The organism is Tritonibacter aquimaris, from assembly GCF_009617595.1.
GTDB classification, from domain to species: Bacteria; Pseudomonadota; Alphaproteobacteria; order Rhodobacterales; family Rhodobacteraceae; genus Epibacterium; species Epibacterium aquimaris.
The window spans coordinates 1-17,354 of record NZ_WIXK01000004.1 but is presented as its reverse complement, the minus strand read 5'-3'; the positions used below and the strand labels follow the sequence as shown (position 1 = coordinate 17,354).

General features: G+C 55.9%; 17 protein-coding genes, 1 tRNA gene, 1 pseudogene and 2 riboswitches. Of the genes and pseudogenes, 13 read left to right on the top strand and 6 right to left on the bottom strand.

Annotated elements, in window-relative coordinates; genetic code table 11:
- Positions 1-10 precede the first annotated feature (10 nt).
- Positions 11-649 carry a TadE/TadG family type IV pilus assembly protein gene (locus GG681_RS08380; protein ID WP_235899820.1) on the top strand — a complete coding sequence of 213 codons (639 nt, stop codon included), beginning with the start codon at positions 11-13 and terminating at the stop codon, positions 647-649.
- Positions 650-709: 60 nt separating this feature from the next.
- Here the strand turns inward: GG681_RS08380 and GG681_RS08375 are convergent, their stop codons facing one another.
- Positions 710-1,201, bottom strand: a complete 492-nt coding sequence (locus GG681_RS08375) for a hypothetical protein (protein WP_153547074.1) — start codon at positions 1,199-1,201, stop codon at positions 710-712.
- A 132-nt stretch (positions 1,202-1,333) separates the two neighbouring features.
- On the opposite strand from GG681_RS08375, the gene GG681_RS08370 reads away from it, so the two are divergent.
- Both GG681_RS08370 and ppk2 read left to right on the top strand, forming a co-directional pair.
- Complete coding sequence (locus GG681_RS08370; protein WP_153547072.1) at positions 1,334-2,245, top strand: pirin family protein; 912 nt, start codon at positions 1,334-1,336, stop codon at positions 2,243-2,245.
- 147 nt (positions 2,246-2,392) lie between these two features.
- On the top strand, positions 2,393-3,427 hold the full coding sequence (gene ppk2 / locus GG681_RS08365) for a polyphosphate kinase 2 (protein ID WP_153547070.1): 1,035 nt from the start codon (positions 2,393-2,395) through the stop codon (positions 3,425-3,427).
- A gap of 62 nt (positions 3,428-3,489) precedes the next feature.
- Here ppk2 and GG681_RS08360 read toward each other — a convergent pair whose 3' ends face one another.
- Complete coding sequence (locus GG681_RS08360) at positions 3,490-4,095, bottom strand: TetR/AcrR family transcriptional regulator (protein WP_153547068.1); 606 nt, start codon at positions 4,093-4,095, stop codon at positions 3,490-3,492.
- 190 nt (positions 4,096-4,285) lie between these two features.
- Between GG681_RS08360 and GG681_RS08355 the strand changes: the two genes are divergently transcribed.
- From GG681_RS08355 to GG681_RS08335, 5 genes are all read left to right on the top strand, one after another.
- Positions 4,286-4,540, top strand: coding sequence for a hypothetical protein (locus GG681_RS08355; protein ID WP_153547066.1), 255 nt, complete (start codon positions 4,286-4,288; stop codon positions 4,538-4,540).
- 136 nt (positions 4,541-4,676) lie between these two features.
- Complete coding sequence (locus GG681_RS08350) at positions 4,677-5,963, top strand: homoserine dehydrogenase (RefSeq protein WP_153547064.1); 1,287 nt, start codon at positions 4,677-4,679, stop codon at positions 5,961-5,963.
- 198 nt (positions 5,964-6,161) lie between these two features.
- Positions 6,162-7,136 carry a class II fructose-bisphosphatase gene (gene glpX, locus GG681_RS08345; RefSeq protein WP_153547062.1) on the top strand — a complete coding sequence of 325 codons (975 nt, stop codon included), beginning with the start codon at positions 6,162-6,164 and terminating at the stop codon, positions 7,134-7,136.
- A 106-nt stretch (positions 7,137-7,242) separates the two neighbouring features.
- Complete coding sequence (gene recJ / locus GG681_RS08340) at positions 7,243-8,982, top strand: single-stranded-DNA-specific exonuclease RecJ (RefSeq protein ID WP_153547060.1); 1,740 nt, start codon at positions 7,243-7,245, stop codon at positions 8,980-8,982.
- A gap of 120 nt (positions 8,983-9,102) precedes the next feature.
- A tRNA-Glu gene (locus GG681_RS08335) sits at positions 9,103-9,177 on the top strand.
- Positions 9,178-9,377: 200 nt separating this feature from the next.
- Here GG681_RS08335 and nrdF read toward each other — a convergent pair.
- Genes nrdF through nrdH form a run of 4 tightly spaced genes read right to left on the bottom strand, consistent with a single transcriptional unit; the run spans position 9,378 to position 13,123 of the window.
- Positions 9,378-10,349, bottom strand: coding sequence for a class 1b ribonucleoside-diphosphate reductase subunit beta (gene nrdF / locus GG681_RS08330; protein ID WP_153547058.1), 972 nt, complete (start codon positions 10,347-10,349; stop codon positions 9,378-9,380).
- Positions 10,350-10,362: 13 nt separating this feature from the next.
- Positions 10,363-12,486, bottom strand: coding sequence for a class 1b ribonucleoside-diphosphate reductase subunit alpha (nrdE, locus tag GG681_RS08325; RefSeq protein ID WP_153547056.1), 2,124 nt, complete (start codon positions 12,484-12,486; stop codon positions 10,363-10,365).
- Positions 12,468-12,875, bottom strand: coding sequence for a class Ib ribonucleoside-diphosphate reductase assembly flavoprotein NrdI (gene nrdI / locus GG681_RS08320; RefSeq protein ID WP_153547754.1), 408 nt, complete (start codon positions 12,873-12,875; stop codon positions 12,468-12,470). The genes nrdE and nrdI overlap by 19 nt, the downstream gene beginning before the upstream one ends.
- A 23-nt stretch (positions 12,876-12,898) precedes the next feature.
- The gene (gene nrdH, locus GG681_RS08315) at positions 12,899-13,123 is read right to left on the bottom strand and encodes a glutaredoxin-like protein NrdH (RefSeq protein WP_153547054.1); all 225 of its coding nucleotides are present in this window, start codon (positions 13,121-13,123) and stop codon (positions 12,899-12,901) included.
- 83 nt (positions 13,124-13,206) lie between these two features.
- Positions 13,207-13,398: riboswitch (cobalamin riboswitch) on the bottom strand.
- Positions 13,399-13,536: 138 nt separating this feature from the next.
- Positions 13,537-13,747, top strand: a riboswitch (cobalamin riboswitch).
- Positions 13,748-14,062: 315 nt separating this feature from the next.
- On the opposite strand from nrdH, the gene GG681_RS08310 reads away from it, so the two are divergent.
- The 5 genes and pseudogenes from GG681_RS08310 to GG681_RS08290 all read left to right on the top strand — a co-directional run.
- Complete coding sequence (locus GG681_RS08310; protein ID WP_194287164.1) at positions 14,063-14,821, top strand: metal ABC transporter ATP-binding protein; 759 nt, start codon at positions 14,063-14,065, stop codon at positions 14,819-14,821.
- Positions 14,814-15,716, top strand: a complete 903-nt coding sequence (locus GG681_RS08305; protein ID WP_214645137.1) for a metal ABC transporter permease — start codon at positions 14,814-14,816, stop codon at positions 15,714-15,716. The genes GG681_RS08310 and GG681_RS08305 overlap by 8 nt, the downstream gene beginning before the upstream one ends.
- Positions 15,713-16,609: a metal ABC transporter solute-binding protein, Zn/Mn family gene (locus tag GG681_RS08300; protein WP_153547050.1), complete on the top strand. Its 897-nt coding sequence runs from the start codon at positions 15,713-15,715 to the stop codon at positions 16,607-16,609. Before GG681_RS08305 ends, GG681_RS08300 begins: the two co-directional genes overlap by 4 nt.
- Before the next feature lie 171 nt (positions 16,610-16,780).
- Positions 16,781-17,074: a transposase gene (locus tag GG681_RS17870; protein WP_153547048.1), complete on the top strand. Its 294-nt coding sequence runs from the start codon at positions 16,781-16,783 to the stop codon at positions 17,072-17,074.
- Positions 17,075-17,082: 8 nt separating this feature from the next.
- Positions 17,083-17,354: pseudogene (locus GG681_RS08290) on the top strand (IS3 family transposase); the annotation flags it as partial.

Sequence of the window (17,354 nt, the reverse complement as noted above, 5' to 3'; positions counted from 1 at the left end):
GTTTGTTCCAATGAGTTTCAAGCGTTTTAAACGTGACGAAGATGGTCTGGTCTCGGTTGAATTCGCCATTTACGCCCCGCTGGTTCTGCTGATCTTCGCTGTCATCTTCACCTTCTTTGAAGCTTTCCGCCAAGAGAGCGTCAACCTGAAGGCCACCTATACGATTTCGGATCTGATTTCGCGCGAAACCCGCGAGCTGAACGAAGAGTATATGGACAGCATGCACAAGATGGCTGGCTTGCTGGTGCGCCCTGGCTCTGACTTGTCCCTGCGGGTTACGATTGTTCGCTGGGACGCAGAAGAAGAGCGCTACTTTGTGGATTGGTCCAAGGTGCGCGGTGATCGCTATCTGGAACGCAATGATGGCAGCCTTGCAGGTGTTGCGGCGAGACTGCCAACCTTGCCGGATCAGGAACGGGTCATTCTGGTTGAAACGTATAACGTTGTGCAGCCGCCCTTCCCAACCGTGTTCCTTGAGCTGCGTGACGAACGGTTTGATCAAAGCCGCGAAGATATGCAGGCAGCGTCGATGTTCCACATCTCAAACTTCGTGTTCACCCGGCCGCGTTTTGCTCCGCTGGTGCGCTTTGAAGGGATCATCACACCAGGCCCGGCCCACAATGATGGACCCGACCCTGAATCCAGCTAACGCCTCTCGCTAGAATAAAAAGAAACAGCCCCGGATCTTTTGGTCCGGGACTGTTTCTTTTTACATATCTTTCGAAGACTTGATGTCGCGATCTGCCAGCATCACCGCGATCAGTTCAGACATGGTTTTGGATTGGCCGCCTGGCGTTACGCCACCAATGCCAACCCGTCGCCCCAGCCGCCACCAGAGCCCCGGCTGCCACTGACGTGGCCCTGCAGTTTTCGTGCGCAGAACAAAACCGTTGGACGGTTTGGTCGCCAGCACACCCCGCTCTACGCCCACAATTTCATCCAGCGCAACGATCATGGTGCCGTCCGAGCTTATCAGCCCGGCATCCGTCAGATCGATACGCGCCTTGGTCGCCTGCCACATGCGCATTGACAGCCAAATCGCCCCCAGGCCCAGCGCAACCATAAAGGCGCCCCAGCCAAGACTGGGCGTCCCCTGCGCGGCCATATACAGGATCAGCGCGCCAAAGCTTGCCAAGATGCCGACGCCCAGAATGCGGCGCGGGGTGGATGCGGAAATGCTGGTCAGGACTTCACTGCTCATGCCGGTCTCCCATTGGGCCCCATGTGCAGTGACACACAGGGGGCGTGTCTGGCTGCGTCTACTCACTGGGGGCTGCAAAGTCTAGCTATAGAGGATCATAAGGCATCGATCCTGCAAGAGAGGAAAGGCATAATGTCCCTGCGCCCCGTTCTGGAACACCGCACAGCAACCCCAACCCTGGAAGGTGCTGGTGTCAAACTACACCGCGCGTTTGGCTTTCAAAATCCCGCTGAGCTGGATCCGTTTCTGCTGTTTGACGATTTTCGCGGCGAACATCCGAGCGATTTTGAGAAAGGCTTCCCCTGGCATCCACACCGCGGCATTGAAACCATCACCTATGTGCTCTCGGGGACGGTGGAACATAGCGATTCACTGGGCAATACCGGGGCGCTGGGGGCCGGTGACATTCAGTGGATGACCGCAGGATCAGGCATCCTGCATCAGGAAATGCCAAGCGGCAATGCAGCCGGGCAAATGCATGGGTTTCAACTTTGGGGCAATCTGCCCAGCGCACAGAAAATGTGTGCACCCCGCTATCAGGACATCCAGAGCACTGACATCCCCGAGGTGATTGACGATGATGGCACCCGTGTGCGGGTGATCGCAGGAAGTTTCTGGGGTAAAACCGGCCCGGTAGATGGGGTCGCCGCAGATCCGCAATATCTTGATGTTTTTGTACCTGCGGGTGTCAAAAAGACCTTCAAAATCGACACCTACCGCCGTGCGTTCGCCTATGTGTTTGAAGGTGCGGGCATGTTTGTGGATGCCTCTGCTCCGACAGGCGTATTGCTGGAAAAGGAAGTCATGGGGCAAGAGGTGAACATTCGCGACCTGTCTGGCAACCGCACTTTGGTACGCTTTGGCAGCGGTGATGAGGTCACGGTACAGGCGGGGCAGGATGGTTTGCAGTTTTTGCTGATCTCCGGCGCTCCGATTGAAGAGCCTGTTGCCTGGCACGGACCCATCGTCATGAACACCCAGGATGAGCTTAGCCAGGCCTTTCGCGAATTGCGCAACGGCAGCTTTATTCGCCCCGCGCATTAAACCTGATCTCCCGCCGCGCCCCGGATCGGCGGGGATTTTTCATTCAGGATGCAATCTTGTAACAATTTATTGACACGGATCAACGCGGGGTAGATCCGGCCCTATCAAAATACGCGCGAACCCAAAGAGAGATAGGAGAACGTGCGTATGGAAACAGTCACCAAGATCGAGCCTAAAGCCCCCGCAGCGGCCAACAGGCCCCAGCCCGCGGCAAAGCCAGACGCGCCAAAACCTGCAACCATTGCAAAAAGCGTGCAACCCGCGACACAGCCAAAAGAAACACCTGCTCCTGCGGCAAAAGCTGCTGAGCCCAAACCAAAACCAGCAGGCCCAAGTGCCGAGGCTGTGCGCAAAGCCTTTGAAAGCGGTAAATACCCCTATCGGCGTAAGCTGGCGCGCCGTTCATATGAGGCCGAAAAAGCGCAACTTCAGGCTGAACTTTTGAAAGTTCAGCTCTGGGCGCAAGAGACCGGTGAACGGTTTGTATTGCTGTTTGAAGGCCGTGATGCGGCTGGTAAGGGCGGCACAATCAAACGTTTCATGGAACATTTGAACCCGCGTCAGGCCCGTGTTGTTGCACTGAACAAACCCACCTGGGAAGAAAAAGGCCAGTGGTATTATCAGCGCTACATCAAAGAACTGCCCACCGTGGGTGAAATGGTGTTCTATGATCGCTCCTGGTACAATCGCGCCGGTGTGGAACGGGTCATGGGCTTTTGTTCGCCCAATGAATACCTCGAATTTATGCGCCAGACTCCGGATATGGAACGCATGCTGGTGCGCTCTGGCATTCGCTTTTACAAATACTGGTTCTCTGTCACCCAGGATGAGCAACGCCGCCGTTTTCAATCGCGCGAGACTGATCCGCTCAAACAGTGGAAGCTGAGCCCGATCGACAAGGCGAGCCTTTCGAAATGGGATGACTACACCGAGGCCAAAGAAGCGATGTTCTTTTACACCGACACCGCAGATGCACCTTGGACGATCATTAAATCAAACGACAAAAAACGCGCGCGTCTGAACTGCATGCGCCACTTCCTGTCGACCATTGATTACCCGGACAAGGATCATGACATCGTCGGCAAGCCTGATCCGCTGATCGTGGGGCAAGCCCACCATGTGATCCATCGCTCCGAACACATTCTGGGCACGGCACTGCACCCGGATACGCGGTCAAAATAATATCGGCTTCGTGCCTGAAAAGATAAAATTCGGGAGCCATTTGGCCCCCGTTTTTCAAATCCCTATATCGCCGTCGGAAGCACCGCCTTTTGCACCATGTTCCAATAGATGCCTTCGACCTCATCCAGGGACAATCTTCCGCCTTCGCGGTACCAGGTGATGACCCCGTTCAACATGCCAATCACCGCCAATGTGGTGATTTTGGAGTCGCTGATTTCGAACCGTCCTGAAGCAACACCATCTTGCAGGATTTGACGCAGCTTGCCTTCATATTGACTGCGCAGCGCTTCGATGCGGGCAAAGTTTTCCTCGCTCAGATTGCGCAGCTCCATATAGGCGATAAAAACCGCGTCTGGCCGCTGCATGTGGAACCGGATGTGAAAGCGGGTAAACGTCTTAAGCCGGGCAATCACATCATCAGGCTGGATCCCTGCCTCGGTCTCTTGCCAGGCAGAAAGCACCTCTTCCATGTGGTTTTCCATCAACGTGAGCAGCAGGCTTTGTTTGTCGGGGATATAGTTGTACAAAGCCCCAGCCTGCACCCCGACCTCTTTGGCGATCTGACGCATGGAAACCGCGGCATAGCCGTGCTGAGCAAAAAGTTTGAGCGCCGCCGCGCGAATGCGAGGGCCGGTGATATCGGAATGAGAACCTTGGGTACGTGCCATAGGTGCAGTTTATATGAACATATGTTCATTTCAATAAGTTCTACGCCACAATGCGCCCCCTTCGCGACCTTTCTTTATACGGCTATAGGTTTTCATCATCGCTGGCCAATCTGACGCTTCGCATGATCCGCTCTTGTCTCACGATAGTGAAATGTGGTTCACAAGGGCGAAAGCGACGAAGGATTTGTAAATGGCGCGCCCAGTATTGCCTGTTTTGCTCTTGAGCCTTGCCCTGGCCGCTGCCTGCACCCGCGTGCCTGAAATCGAAGATCAGCTGACAGATGATCTGCGCAATGCCCCCTACCCCGAGCTGATCCCACTTGATGGGGTTGTTGAAGATCGCGCCGCCCCTTCTGAAGAAGCGCAGGAGCTGGAAGCGGAGCTTGCGCGTCGAGCCGCGCGGCTGAAAGCGCGGGCAGCTGCGCTCAAAGCGGCCGAAATCTGACCTTTTTTCGCCCGACGCCCCTCAAGCTTTGCACATCAGAGTGGATTTGCGCCGTCATCAGTGACGTGCTCCGTTGCACCTATGAGCCGAACCCGATATGCGGAAGCGGACTGATGACCATAAGGGACTTCCACCGATGACAGAACCGCTTCGACTTGGCATTGCAGGTTTGGGAACTGTTGGCATTGGTGTGGTGAAAATCATTCGCCGCCACGCTGCCATGCTGGAAGCCCGCACGGGACGCCCGATTACGATCTCTGCTGTCTCGGCCCGCGACGCCAGCAAAGATCGTGGTGTTTCACTGTCTGACTACGCGTGGGAAACGGATCCCGTTGCCCTAGCCAAACGCGATGACGTGGATCTGCTGGTCGAACTGATGGGCGGCCACGAGGGCGCGGCCAAAGACTGTATCGAAGCAGCGCTGAGCGCGGGCAAAGACGTGGTCACCGCCAATAAGGCGCTGCTGGCCATTCACGGCCAAGCACTGGCTGAACTTGCCGAAGAAAAAGGCGCATCTCTTCGCTATGAAGCCGCAGTCGCAGGCGGCATTCCCGTGATCAAAGCCCTATCAGAAGGGCTTGCGGGCAATGAAATCACCCGCGTGATGGGGGTGATGAACGGCACCTGCAACTACATCTTGACCCAGATGGAAGCTACCGGACAGGGCTATAATGCGCTGTTTGAAGAATGCGGCCGTCTTGGATACCTCGAAGCTGATCCAAATCTGGATGTGGGCGGCATTGACGCGGGCCACAAGCTTGCAATTTTGGCTGCGATTGCGTTTGGCACTAAGCCTGCGTTTGATGATGTGCAGCTTGAAGGCATTCAGCGCATTGCGATTGAGGACATTCGCGCGGCCGCTGACATGGGGTTCCGCATCAAACTGCTGGGTGTTGCACAGCGCACTGGCCGCGGGCTTGAACAGCGCATGTCGCCCTGTCTGGTGCCTGCCAATTCGCCACTTGGGCAGCTTGAGGGCGGCACCAATATGATTGTGGTCGAAGGCGATGCCGTCGAGCAGATCGTGCTGCGTGGCCCCGGTGCTGGCGAAGGCCCAACAGCCAGCGCCGTCATGGGTGATGTCTGTGACATTACACGCGGGTTCAAGATGGCAACCTTTGGCCAGCCCGCAACCAATTTGCAGGCCGCACCTGCTGCACAAGCAGAGCTGCCTGCCCCCTTCTATCTGCGCATGGCGCTGCAAGATAAGCCCGGAACACTGGCAAAGGTGACCGCAGTTCTTGGCGAATGTGGCATTTCCATCGATCGCATGCGCCAATACAGCCATGATGAGCCTTCAGCACCGGTGCTGATCGTGACCCATAAAACCAGCCGTGCCTCTATTGATCAGGCGCTGGAACAGCTGCAGGCCAGTGACGCGGTGTCGATGGCGCCCGTTGCCATTCGGATCGAAAACCTCTGATTGTTTCACAGAGCGCCTGAATGGGCGCTCTGCCACCGACCGCTGCTGTTTTATGCTCAGATGCATCCAGCGCGCGCCCAATGGGCAGAAAACTTCTGATTTCATCGTGTTTCCCCCCGAATGCTGAGACAAGCGACTTGTCGGTTGCTGGTCAGCTGCGTTAGAGGGACATAAGAGTTTTAAACCAAGGATATCGCCATGTCGTCTACTCCTGAATTTCACGATCGCATGTTGTCTCTGGGCCTGGCCCGCGTTGCGGAACAGGCGGCGTTGGCCTCGGCCTCGCTGATCGGTCGTGGTGACGAAAAAGCAGCAGACCAAGCTGCTGTAAACGCTATGCGTGAACAGCTGAACCTTTTGGACATTGCGGGTGTTGTGGTCATCGGCGAAGGTGAACGTGACGAAGCGCCGATGCTGTATATCGGCGAAGAAGTCGGCACCGGTAACGGCCCCGGCGTCGATATCGCGCTCGACCCGCTGGAAGGCACCACACTGACCGCAAAAGACATGCCAAACGCGCTGACCGTGATTGCAATGGGCCCGCGCGGATCCATGCTACACGCGCCTGACACCTATATGGACAAGCTGGCGATTGGCCCAGGTTACGCCGAGGGTGTTGTTTCGCTCGACATGTCCCCGCGTGAGCGTGTTGAAGCCCTCGCCAAAGCAAAAGGCTGCGCGCCCTCTGACATCACCGTTTGCATCCTTGAGCGTCCGCGCCACGAGGCGATGATCGCTGAAGTACGCGAAACCGGTGCCTCCATCCGCCTGATCACCGATGGTGACGTTGCAGGCGTTATGCACTGCGCCGAAGCAGAAGTAACTGGCATCGACATGTATATGGGCCAGGGTGGCGCACCTGAGGGTGTTCTGGCCGCGGCTGCGCTGAAATGCATGGGTGGTCAGATCTTTGGCCGCCTGTTGTTCCGCAACGATGACGAAAAAGCACGTGCTGCAAAAGCTGGCATCACCGACCTGGACCGTATCTACAACCGGGATGAGATGGTCACTCAGGACGTGATCTTTGCCGCAACTGGCGTTACCGGTGGCTCGCTGCTGCCGCGCCTGAAGCGTGAGCCGGGCTGGGTTGAGACATCGACCCTGCTGATGCGTTCCAAAACCGGTTCTGTGCGCCGCATGAGCTACCGCACGCCGCTGGCATCGCATGAATAATCACTCCTGCTGGCCCTTGTGGCCAATGGTGGGATTTGAGTATTTATAAAAAGATGAAGGGCCGGGTTCCGTTTGGATCCGGCCTTTTTGACGTAAGGAGACAGGCATGAGCTTTCTGGGGGTAGACACATCCTTAACTGGGCGCAGCTGGGTTGGACCCGGTGTGGATATACAACGCGCAGCTGAGATGATGGTGCAACAAACGGGCCTGCCTGCTGCGGTATGTCAGGTACTGGCACGTCGTGGCGTGCCCGCGATGGAGGCCACTGGGTTTCTTGAGCCAAAGCTCAAAGAGCTGCTGCCTGACCCCCGTCAGATGAAAGACATGGAAGCCGCCGCCGCGCGATTTTTACAAGCGGTAGAGCGGCGTGAGCGCATTGCGGTCTTTGCCGATTATGATGTGGATGGTGGCTCTTCTGGCGCCCTGTTGCTGGTTTGGCTGCGCCAGATGGGGCTTGATGCAACGCTCTATATTCCAGACCGCATTGACGAGGGCTACGGCCCCAATGTGCCCGCTATGGCCGCGCTTGCGCGCGATCATGATCTGATCATCTGTGTGGATTGTGGCACCTTGAGCCATGAACCTATTGCCGCTGCAAAAGGTGCGGATGTGATCGTGCTCGACCACCACCTTGGCGGTGAAACCCTGCCCGAATGCGTCGCTGTGGTAAATCCTAATCGCCAGGATGAAAGCGGTGATCTCGGCTATTTCTGCGCCGCTGGTGTGGTGTTTTTGATGCTGGTGGAGACCGGTCGTCAGATGCGCGAAAAAGGCACGCAGGGGCCCAATCTGATGCAGCTGTTGGATCTGGTCGCACTGGCAACCGTTGCGGATGTGGCACCGCTGATTGGCGCAAACCGGGCCCTGGTACGCCAGGGGCTAAAAGTGATGGGCGCGCGTCAACGTCCGGGCCTCGTGGCCCTTGCGGATGTGAGCCGGATGGATGCGGCACCGTCGACCTATCACCTTGGCTTTTTGCTGGGGCCACGAGTGAACGCAGGCGGGCGTATTGGTAAGGCCGATCTTGGCGCGCGCCTATTGGCAACGGACAATCCGCATGAAGCAGCCGCCATGGCAGAGCGGCTGGATCAGTTGAATACCGAACGTCGTGATATTGAAAACGCGGTGCGCGCGGCAGCAATAGAACAGGCCGAAGAACGCGGTCTGGATGCGCCTTTGGTCTGGGCGGCAGGTGAAGGCTGGCATCCAGGTGTTGTGGGCATTGTGGCGTCCCGTCTGAAAGAAGCCACAGGCCGCCCCGCGGTGGTCATTGGTCTTGATGGCGACGAGGGCAAAGGATCAGGCCGGTCTGTTTCAGGCATTGATCTGGGTGCCTCGATTCAGAAAGTGGTTGCTGAGGGGCTGCTGACCAAAGGCGGCGGACATAAGATGGCGGCGGGCCTCACGGTTGCACGTGATCAGCTTGAGCCCGCAATGGAACGGCTAGCGGCGCTGTTGGACAAACAGGGCGCAGGCGCGCTGGGTCCGCAGGATCTGAAGCTTGATGGAATGCTGATGCCCGGTGCTGCGCGGGTTGATCTGATCGAACAGATCGAACAAGCGGGCCCCTTTGGCGCCGGTGCCCCTGCCCCGCGCTATGCCTTCCCTGAGGTGGAAATCAAATTCGCGAAACGTGTCGGCGAAAGCCACCTGAAATTGAGCCTGTCGGACGGGATGGGTGCAAAGCTTGATGCGATTTGCTTTGGTGCGTTTGATACCGCGCTTGGCCCTCGCTTGCTGGAACATGGCGGCGCACGTTTCCACTGTGCAGGGCGGCTTGAAATCAACACCTGGGGCGGCCGCCAGGCGCCACAGCTGCGCCTTGAGGATGCAGCGCCCGCATAAAGTGCAAACGGGCCAGGCAACCCGCGCAAAGAGACCTGTGGATAAGAAAAAACAAAAAAGTAGCTTTTTCCGCTTGCGGGTCTCGGCGCTTAACACTAAAACCGCCCTCACACCAAGAGTGGCCCGTTCGTCTATCGGTTAGGACGCCAGGTTTTCAACCTGGAAAGAGGGGTTCGATTCCCCTACGGGCTGCCACTTCCCCCCCCAAGAGAAAATAGAAATTCAGGCCTGAAATCAGCGGGTTACGAGTCTTTTCTCAACCGAACCTCCTACCGTGATCAGCCAAAAGCATGCAGCGAAATTCCCTGCCCCCAATGCCTTGGGCAATGAGACATTTGCACAAAAAAAGGTGGCCGCTTTGCAACGACCACCTCAATAATGCAACTGTGCTAAGATCAGAAATCCCAGTCTTCGTCCTCTGTCGCGACGGCCTTGCCAATCACATAAGAAGAGCCCGAGCCTGAGAAGAAGTCATGGTTTTCACTATCCGGGCTCAACGCGGCGAGGATCGCTGGATTTACCTCTGACACTTCTGGCGGGAACAGTGCTTCAAAGCCAAGGTTCTGCAGCGCCTTGTTGGCATTGTAGTGCAGGAAGACTTTGACATCCTCGGTCAGGCCGATCTCGTCATAGAGCTCTTCTGTGTATTGGTTTTCGATACCATAGAGCTCAAACATCAGGCCAAAGGCGTAGTCTTTAAGCTCCTGCTGCGCGGCTTCATCAAGCTTTTCATAGCCACGCTGGAACTTATAGCCAATGTAGTAGCCATGCACCGCCTCATCGCGGATGATCAGGCGGATCAGGTCGGCGGTATTGGTGAGCTTTGCGCGGCTCGACCAATACATCGGCAGATAAAAGCCCGAATAAAACAGGAAGCTTTCCAAAAACACGCTGGCAATCTTGCGCTTCAGCGGGTCATTGCCTGGTGCATATGTGTCAAGGATTGCCTTGGCCTTGGCCTGCAGATGTGGGTTTTCGTCAGACCAGCGGAAGGCCTCATCAATTTCCTTGGTCGAGCACAGCGTCGAGAAGATTGACGAATAGCTGCGCGCATGCACCGCCTCCATAAAGGCGATATTGGTCAATACCGCCTCTTCATGTGGCGTGATGGCATCGGGCATCAGCGCCGGCGCACCAACCGAGTTCTGAATGGTATCCAAAAGGGTCAGCCCGGTGAAAACCCGGATGGTCAGCTGTTTTTCGTGATCGGTCAGCGTCGCCCAGCTCTGGATGTCATTGGAAAGCGGCACTTTTTCCGGCAGCCAGAAGTTCACTGTCAGACGGTTCCACACTTCCAGGTCTTTTTCATCATCCAGCCGGTTCCAGTTGATCGCGCGCGGGATTTTGGTTTCAGTCATATCTTTCATGGTCTCTCTCCGCTCACAATGTGCAGCTTACGCAGCCCTGAACCTCGGTGCCTTCCAGGGCCTCTTGGCGCAGGCGCACGTAGTAGATCGTTTTGATGCCTTTCTTCCAGGCATAGATCTGCGCGCGGTTGATGTCGCGGGTGGTGGCTTCGGCTGGGAAGAACAGTGTCAGCGACAGGCCCTGATCCACGTGTTCGGTCGCCGCAGCATAGGTATCAATCAGCGCCTCTGGGCCGATTTCATAGGCATCGCGGTAGTATTCCAGGTTTTCATTGTTCATGAACGCCGCAGGATAATACACGCGACCGATCTTGCCTTCCTTACGGATCTCAATCTTTGAAACAATCGGGTGGATCGAAGAGGTTGAGTTGTTGATGTAAGAGATCGAGCCCGTCGGCGGCACTGCCTGCAGGTTGCGGTTGAACAGCCCGTGTTTCATCACATCTGCCTTCAACGCCGCCCAGTCTTCGCGGTTTGGCAGTGAGATATCAGCAAACAATTCGGTCACGCGCTCGCTTTGCGGCAACCAGTCGCGATCGGTGTATTTGTTGAAGAACTTACCCGACGCGTAATCGGAATTTTCAAAGCCAGAAAATGTCTCTTTGCGCTCACGGGCCAGATCACAGGAGGTACGGATTGCATGATAGGCCACGGCAGCAAAGTAGACCGACGTGAATTCAATGCCTTCCGCGCTGCCATAGTGGATATGCTCGCGCGCCAAGAAACCATGCAGGTTCATCTGCCCCAGGCCAATCGCATGGCTTTCATCATTGCCGCGACGCACGGATGGAACCGAGTCAATCGCTGACATTTCCGACACTGCGGTCAATGCGCGGATGGCAGCACCAACTGAGCGCCCCAGATCCTTGCCATCCATGGTTTTGGCAATGTTGAGCGAGCCAAGATTGCAAGAAATGTCCGTGCCCAAGTGATCATAGCTCAGATCATCCTTGAACTTGGAGGCTTCATTGACCTGTAGGATTTCCGAGCACAGGTTTGACATATTGATGCGCCCCGCCACCGGGTTCATCCGGTTTACGGTGTCTTCAAACATCACATAGGGATAGCCAGATTCAAACTGGATCTCTGCGATGGTCTGGAAGAACTCGCGTGCGTTCACTTTGGTTTTGCGGATGCGCTTGTCATCGACCATCTCGACGTATTTCTCGGTAACGGAAATCTCCGAGAATGGAACGCCGTAGATTTTTTCCACGTCATGCGGCGAGAACAGATACATATCCGCGTTTTTCTTTGCCAGCTCAAAGGTGATATCGGGGATCACCACGCCAAGCGACAGCGTTTTGATACGGATCTTCTCATCCGCGTTTTCGCGCTTGGTATCGAGGAAACGCATAATGTCCGGGTGGTGCGCATTGAGGTAAACCGCTCCCGCGCCCTGACGTGCGCCAAGCTGGTTGGCATAAGAAAAACTGTCTTCGAGCAGTTTCATCACCGGGATCACCCCGGACGACTGGTTTTCGATGCCTTTAATCGGCGCGCCATGCTCGCGGATATTGGTCAGCAGCAACGCAACACCACCGCCACGCTTGGACAGCTGCAGCGCAGAGTTGATGCCGCGGCCGATGCTTTCCATATTGTCTTCGAGACGAAGCAGGAAGCAAGAGATCAGCTCGCCGCGCGACGCCTTGCCTGCGTTCAGGAATGTCGGTGTTGCGGGCTGAAAGCGGCCATCAAGGACCTCTTCCATAAATGAAAGCGCCAGCGCCTCATCACCGCGCGCCAAAGCCAGAGCGGTCATCACCACACGGTCTTCGTAACGTTCAAGGTAACGCTGACCATCGCGGGTCTTCAGCGTGTAAGATGTGTAGTATTTAAATGCGCCCAGGAAGGTGGGGAAGCGGAACTTCTTGGCATAGGCCGCGTCCCAGATCTTGCGCATGAAGTTTTTGGAATACTGGTCGAGAACCGCTGCTTCGTAGTAGCCCTGCTCTACCAGATAACCGAGCTTTTCATCCAGTGAGTGGAAGAACACGGTGTTCTGGTTCACATGCTGCAAGAAATACTGGCGCGCAGCCTTGCGGTCCGCATCAAAGCGAATATTGCCTTCACCATCATAGAGGTTCAGCATCGCATTCAACGCGTGATAATCTTGTTCGTTTACCGAACTGTCGAGCATAGCTCTCTCCCCAGGGTTTCTAGCCCCGCCCGAACGCGGGCGATATCAGTTTCAGTGCCCGCCAGCTCAAAGCTGTATAGCAGCGGCACTTTGCATTTTTCCGATATGACCCGACCAGCCAATGCGTAGGTCGAGCCAAAATTTCTGTTTCCGCTTCCTATAACCCCAACCAGATTGGCGCGCCGTTCTGGGGCGTTGAGAAAGCGAATGACCTGCTTGGGCACCGCGCCGCGCCCTTGGCCGTCCGCAAAAGTTGGGCAGATCAACACAAAGGGTCGCTCTGCGATAGGAAAACACGCATCCTCCTCGCGGGGGATACGTGTTGCATCAATTCCGAGACGTTCAACAAATCTCTGGGTGTTTCCAGACGCGGACGAAAAATAGATCAGCGCTGGCGACGCGCTGTCCACGTTTAGGAAGCCAGTCGGTTGATCATGTCCGGACGGAAGCCGGACCAATGGTCGTTTCCTGCAACCACAACGGGTGCCTGACGGTAGCCAAGCTCAGTCACATGAGAGAGCGCAGAATCGTCCTGCGTCAGATCCACGACGTCATATTCGATGCCTTTGGCATCCAGAGCGCGGGTGGTGGCAGTACACTGTACGCAAGCGGGTTTGGAATAGACGATAATGCTCATTGTCCCTCTGTCTTTCTCAATTAGCCGAAGACGCGAATGAGCCGCAGAAGCCTCATGACACGCCCCCGAACCCTCCGTTCGTGGTCATTTTTTAGCCATCGGCAGGTCTCCTGACTCGTGGATCAAAGCTTGGACTGGCCTTCCCAAAACGGGGTTTCAGTGGCGCAATTCAGCCTGGCTCTCCACTTACAGTTGCGGGGGCAGTGCCGGTTTTTCACCAGCTTCCCTCTTAGCTTTCGACATGAATCGAAAGAACCGAAGCAACATCATATTGGGGTTCGCGTTAGGTCATTGTCAACATTTAGGGCAACAATGAATCAAAATCTTGTTATTGCAATGATCGCCAAAAAACGCGGTCACCACGAATCGACCTAGGCCTCTCCAGGAAGTGTCTTGGCGAATCGATTCATTTCGTGTCTCTTCGCCGCGATGGTTCCCAGTCACATAATATGAGCTGGGTGAAAAGGGAATACGGTGCGACCGCAAAACAAGGTCAATTCCGTAACTGCCCCCGCAACTGTAAGCGGTGAGTGCCCCGGGAAAATCCACTGAGCTTTGGCTTGGGAAGGATCGGGAACACAACGAACCGCGAGTCAGGAGACCTGCCATCTGAAAACAGATTAACCTGGGCGGGGTGTCCCAGAGGAAGATGTCAATGCAACTAGTGGCAGATCGCTTCTGGAATTTTGTACAACTCCCTCACTCCCTGATCCCTGCAAGGTGGTGAAGGATTGAAATTGACGGAGCTGAACGACCTAAGCTGTCAAACAAACATGGGTTCGAGCGCACCGCTCCCTACCCCGGTGGGGGCTATGGCATGAAGCCTCCCCATTCCCCATCTACCAAACGTTGCCTGAGCGAGCTGAGTACCCTCAGCCTGATCGCGACGGCCATCGCCACCTCGGCCGTTTTGTGGCTGATCATCTACGCGGTGATATGATGTCAGCAGTCGTACAGATTAGCGATCTCAGCCTTGGCTACAAAGATCTCACCTTATTTCGCGATCTCACCATGAACATTGAGGGTGGGAACACGCTTGCGGTGCTTGGGGCGAACGGTTCTGGCAAAAGCACCTTTGTCAAAATGCTCCTTGGCCTGATGAACCCGCTGTCTGGCAGCGTGACATGGGCACAGGGACGTCCACGTGAAATCGGCTATCTCGCCCAGATGACCGAATTCGACCGTCGTTTTCCCATCCGGGTTCGCGATCTTGCCGCAATGGGAGCCTGGGGCGGGTTTGGTCTCCGCTTTGGTCTCAATCGTGCGGCACGAGAACGGGTCGAGGCTGCGCTGGATGAAGTTGGGGTGCTGGATATTGCCGACCGGCCCCTGCACATGCTTTCGGGTGGGCAATTGCAGCGCACATTGTTTGCCCGGGTGATTATGCAGGATGCGCCGCTGATCTTGCTTGATGAGCCTTTTGCAGCTGTTGATCAAAGCACCGAGGCACATCTGCTCAACATAATCAAACGCTGGCGCAGCGAAGGCCGCGCGGTGGTGCTGGTGGTGCATGATCTTTCATCGGTGCTCGATCATTGCAGCCATGCCCTGCTTCTTGGTGGCCACGAAGCGACCCATGGCGCTGTGAATGACGTCCTGACCCCCGACCGTTTGGTTGCACAGGGCTATATGTCCGAAAGTCAGGCCTCCTGGATGTTCCGGGAGCCCGCCGCAAAATTGGAGCAAGCCCATGTTTGAACTCTTGCAAGAAATGTGGGGTTTTACCTTTATGCGGCGCGCCTTTGTCGCGACCACGGTACTGTCGGCCTCTGTTGCGCCTGTTGGTGCATTTCTGGTGCTGCGTCGCCTGTCCCTTGCAGGTGAGGCAATGGCACATGCGATCACGCCGGGCATTGTCATCGGCTTTGTGACTGCGGGTCTTTCGGTCATGTCGCTTTTGGTTGGTGGTTTGATTGCTGGTGTTGGCGTTGCCATTCTAACGGCCCTGTTGGCACGTCGTACCATCCTACGCAGCGACGCGAGCCTAGCTTCGCTCTATCTGATTGCGCTGGCGATGGGCATCTTTATCCTGTCGGCCGCAGGCTCAGCTGTCCCGCTTAAAAGTTTCCTCTTTGGCTCAATCCTTGGGATCGATGATGCCTCCATGTTGCTTGTGGGCGGTGTTGCAACTGTCACATTGTTGTCTTTTGCGGTGCTGTTGCGCCCTCTGATCGTCAGCACCTGCGACCCAGTGTTTTTTGAAACGCAAACCCGGCGCCCCTGGCTGGTGGATCAAGGGTTCATGCTGCTTTTGGTTCTGAACCTTCTGGCAGCGTTCAAAACGCTCGGCACATTGATGGCCGTTGGCTTGATGATCCTTCCCGCAACCGCCGCGCGCTATTGGGCCAGCACGATTACCACGCAGCTCGGGCTTGGCTTTGTCTTTGCGCTTTCAAGCTGTTGGATCGGTCTCACCCTATCCTATTTCTTCCCGGACACCCCGTCCGGACCAGCCATCGTCTTGGTTGCAGGAGGCTTTTTCATTGTCTCAGCTGTCTTTGGACCGCTCGGCTTTGGCAGCCGCCTGCGCAAACGCTCAACTCCAAACAACACCACATCGGCAAAACTTCAAACGTCGGAAAGAACACAATGACCTTTATGAAATCCCTCTACACAGGTGTTGCAACCACAGCGCTCACCCTCGCTGCCCTGCCCGTCGCAGCGCATGAAGACATGCAGATCGTTGCAAGCTTTTCGATCCTTGGCGACATGGTTGAAGAAGTGGTCGGCGATCTGGCGGATGTGACCACCATCGTAGGACCTGATGCAGACGCGCATGTCTATCAGCCCTCTGTCGCGGATGCGCGCGCCGTTGCCGAAGCGGATGTCATCTTTGTAAATGGTCTGGGCTTTGAAACCTGGTCCGACACGCTGATCTCAGAATCCGGCACCGAAGCAGATGTTTTTGTAGCAACCAAAGGCATCACCCCAGTGAAGGTAGAGGGCGAAATCGACCCACACGCCTGGAACTCGCTCACCAATGGTGTGGTCTATGTGAACAACATTGCCGACGCGATGAAAGCGGCGCTGCCGGATCACGCAGACGAAATCTCTGCAAATGCTGCAAGCTATATCGCCAAGCTTGAAACGCTGGATGCAACGACAAAAACCAAACTGGCAAAACTGCCGTCTGACCGACGCACTGTTGTCACCGCCCATGATGCCTTTGGCTATCTGGCGGATGCCTATGGCATGACATTCCTGGCTCCGGTTGGGATCGACACCGAAGCAGAACCTTCCGCCCGCGATCTGGCAGTTCTGATCGATCAGTTGAAGTCTGACGGCGCAGCAGCACTTTTTGTAGAAAACATCACCAGCCCTGCATTGGTGAAGCAGATTTCTGATGAAACCGGCATCGAAGTCGGTGGACGCCTGTTCTCAGATGCGCTGTCTGAGCGTGGCGGGCCAGCAACAAGCTACCTGGCAATGTTTGAGCACAACCTCGGCACCCTGCTGCACGCGCTCGACCACAAACACACCCACTAACTGGGATCGAACAGTCAAATCACTGACTGTCAGAACATTGGCACCGTCGCATCCATATGCGGCGGTGCTGTTGTTTTGCGACCCGCATATTGAGCTACCCCCCCGAAATTTGGACACTGACGTAAGTTACGATTTGTTGTCTGCTGATTTTCAACGAAGAGGCGATCAGAGATGTCGAAACGGAAGAACCATTCGCCTGAGTTCAACGCCAAAGTTGCGCTTGAGGCATTGAAGGGCGATCGGACGGTTGCTGAGTTGGCAAGCCAGTTTGGCGTTCACCCGACGATGATCCACAGCTGGAAGCGTGCGCTGCTTGAAGGTGCGTCTGGCGTTTTCGAGCGTGGCGGTAAGAAAGCTCCTGAGATTGACGAAGCACAGGTCAGGGAACGGCATGCCAAGATCGGGGAGCTGGCTGTGGCCAATGATTTTTTGTCACGAAAGCTCAAGCCGTGGACCGGCAAGTGAGGCGGGAGATGGTTGAACCAGCCAATACCGATCTGTCGATTGGCAAACAGCGCAGGCTGCTGTCGATCTCGCGGTCATCATTCTACTACAGGCCCAAGGGCGAGACGGCGATGAACTTGATGCTGATGCGTCAGATCGACGAGCAGTTCTTAGAAACACCGTTCTTTGGTGTCCGTCAGATGACCTGGCACCTGCGCAAGTTCGAGGGGACCGTGGCCCCAGTGGGGCCGCGAAAGTCCCGAGAACGGCCATCTGGTGAACGAGAAGCGTATCCGCCGTT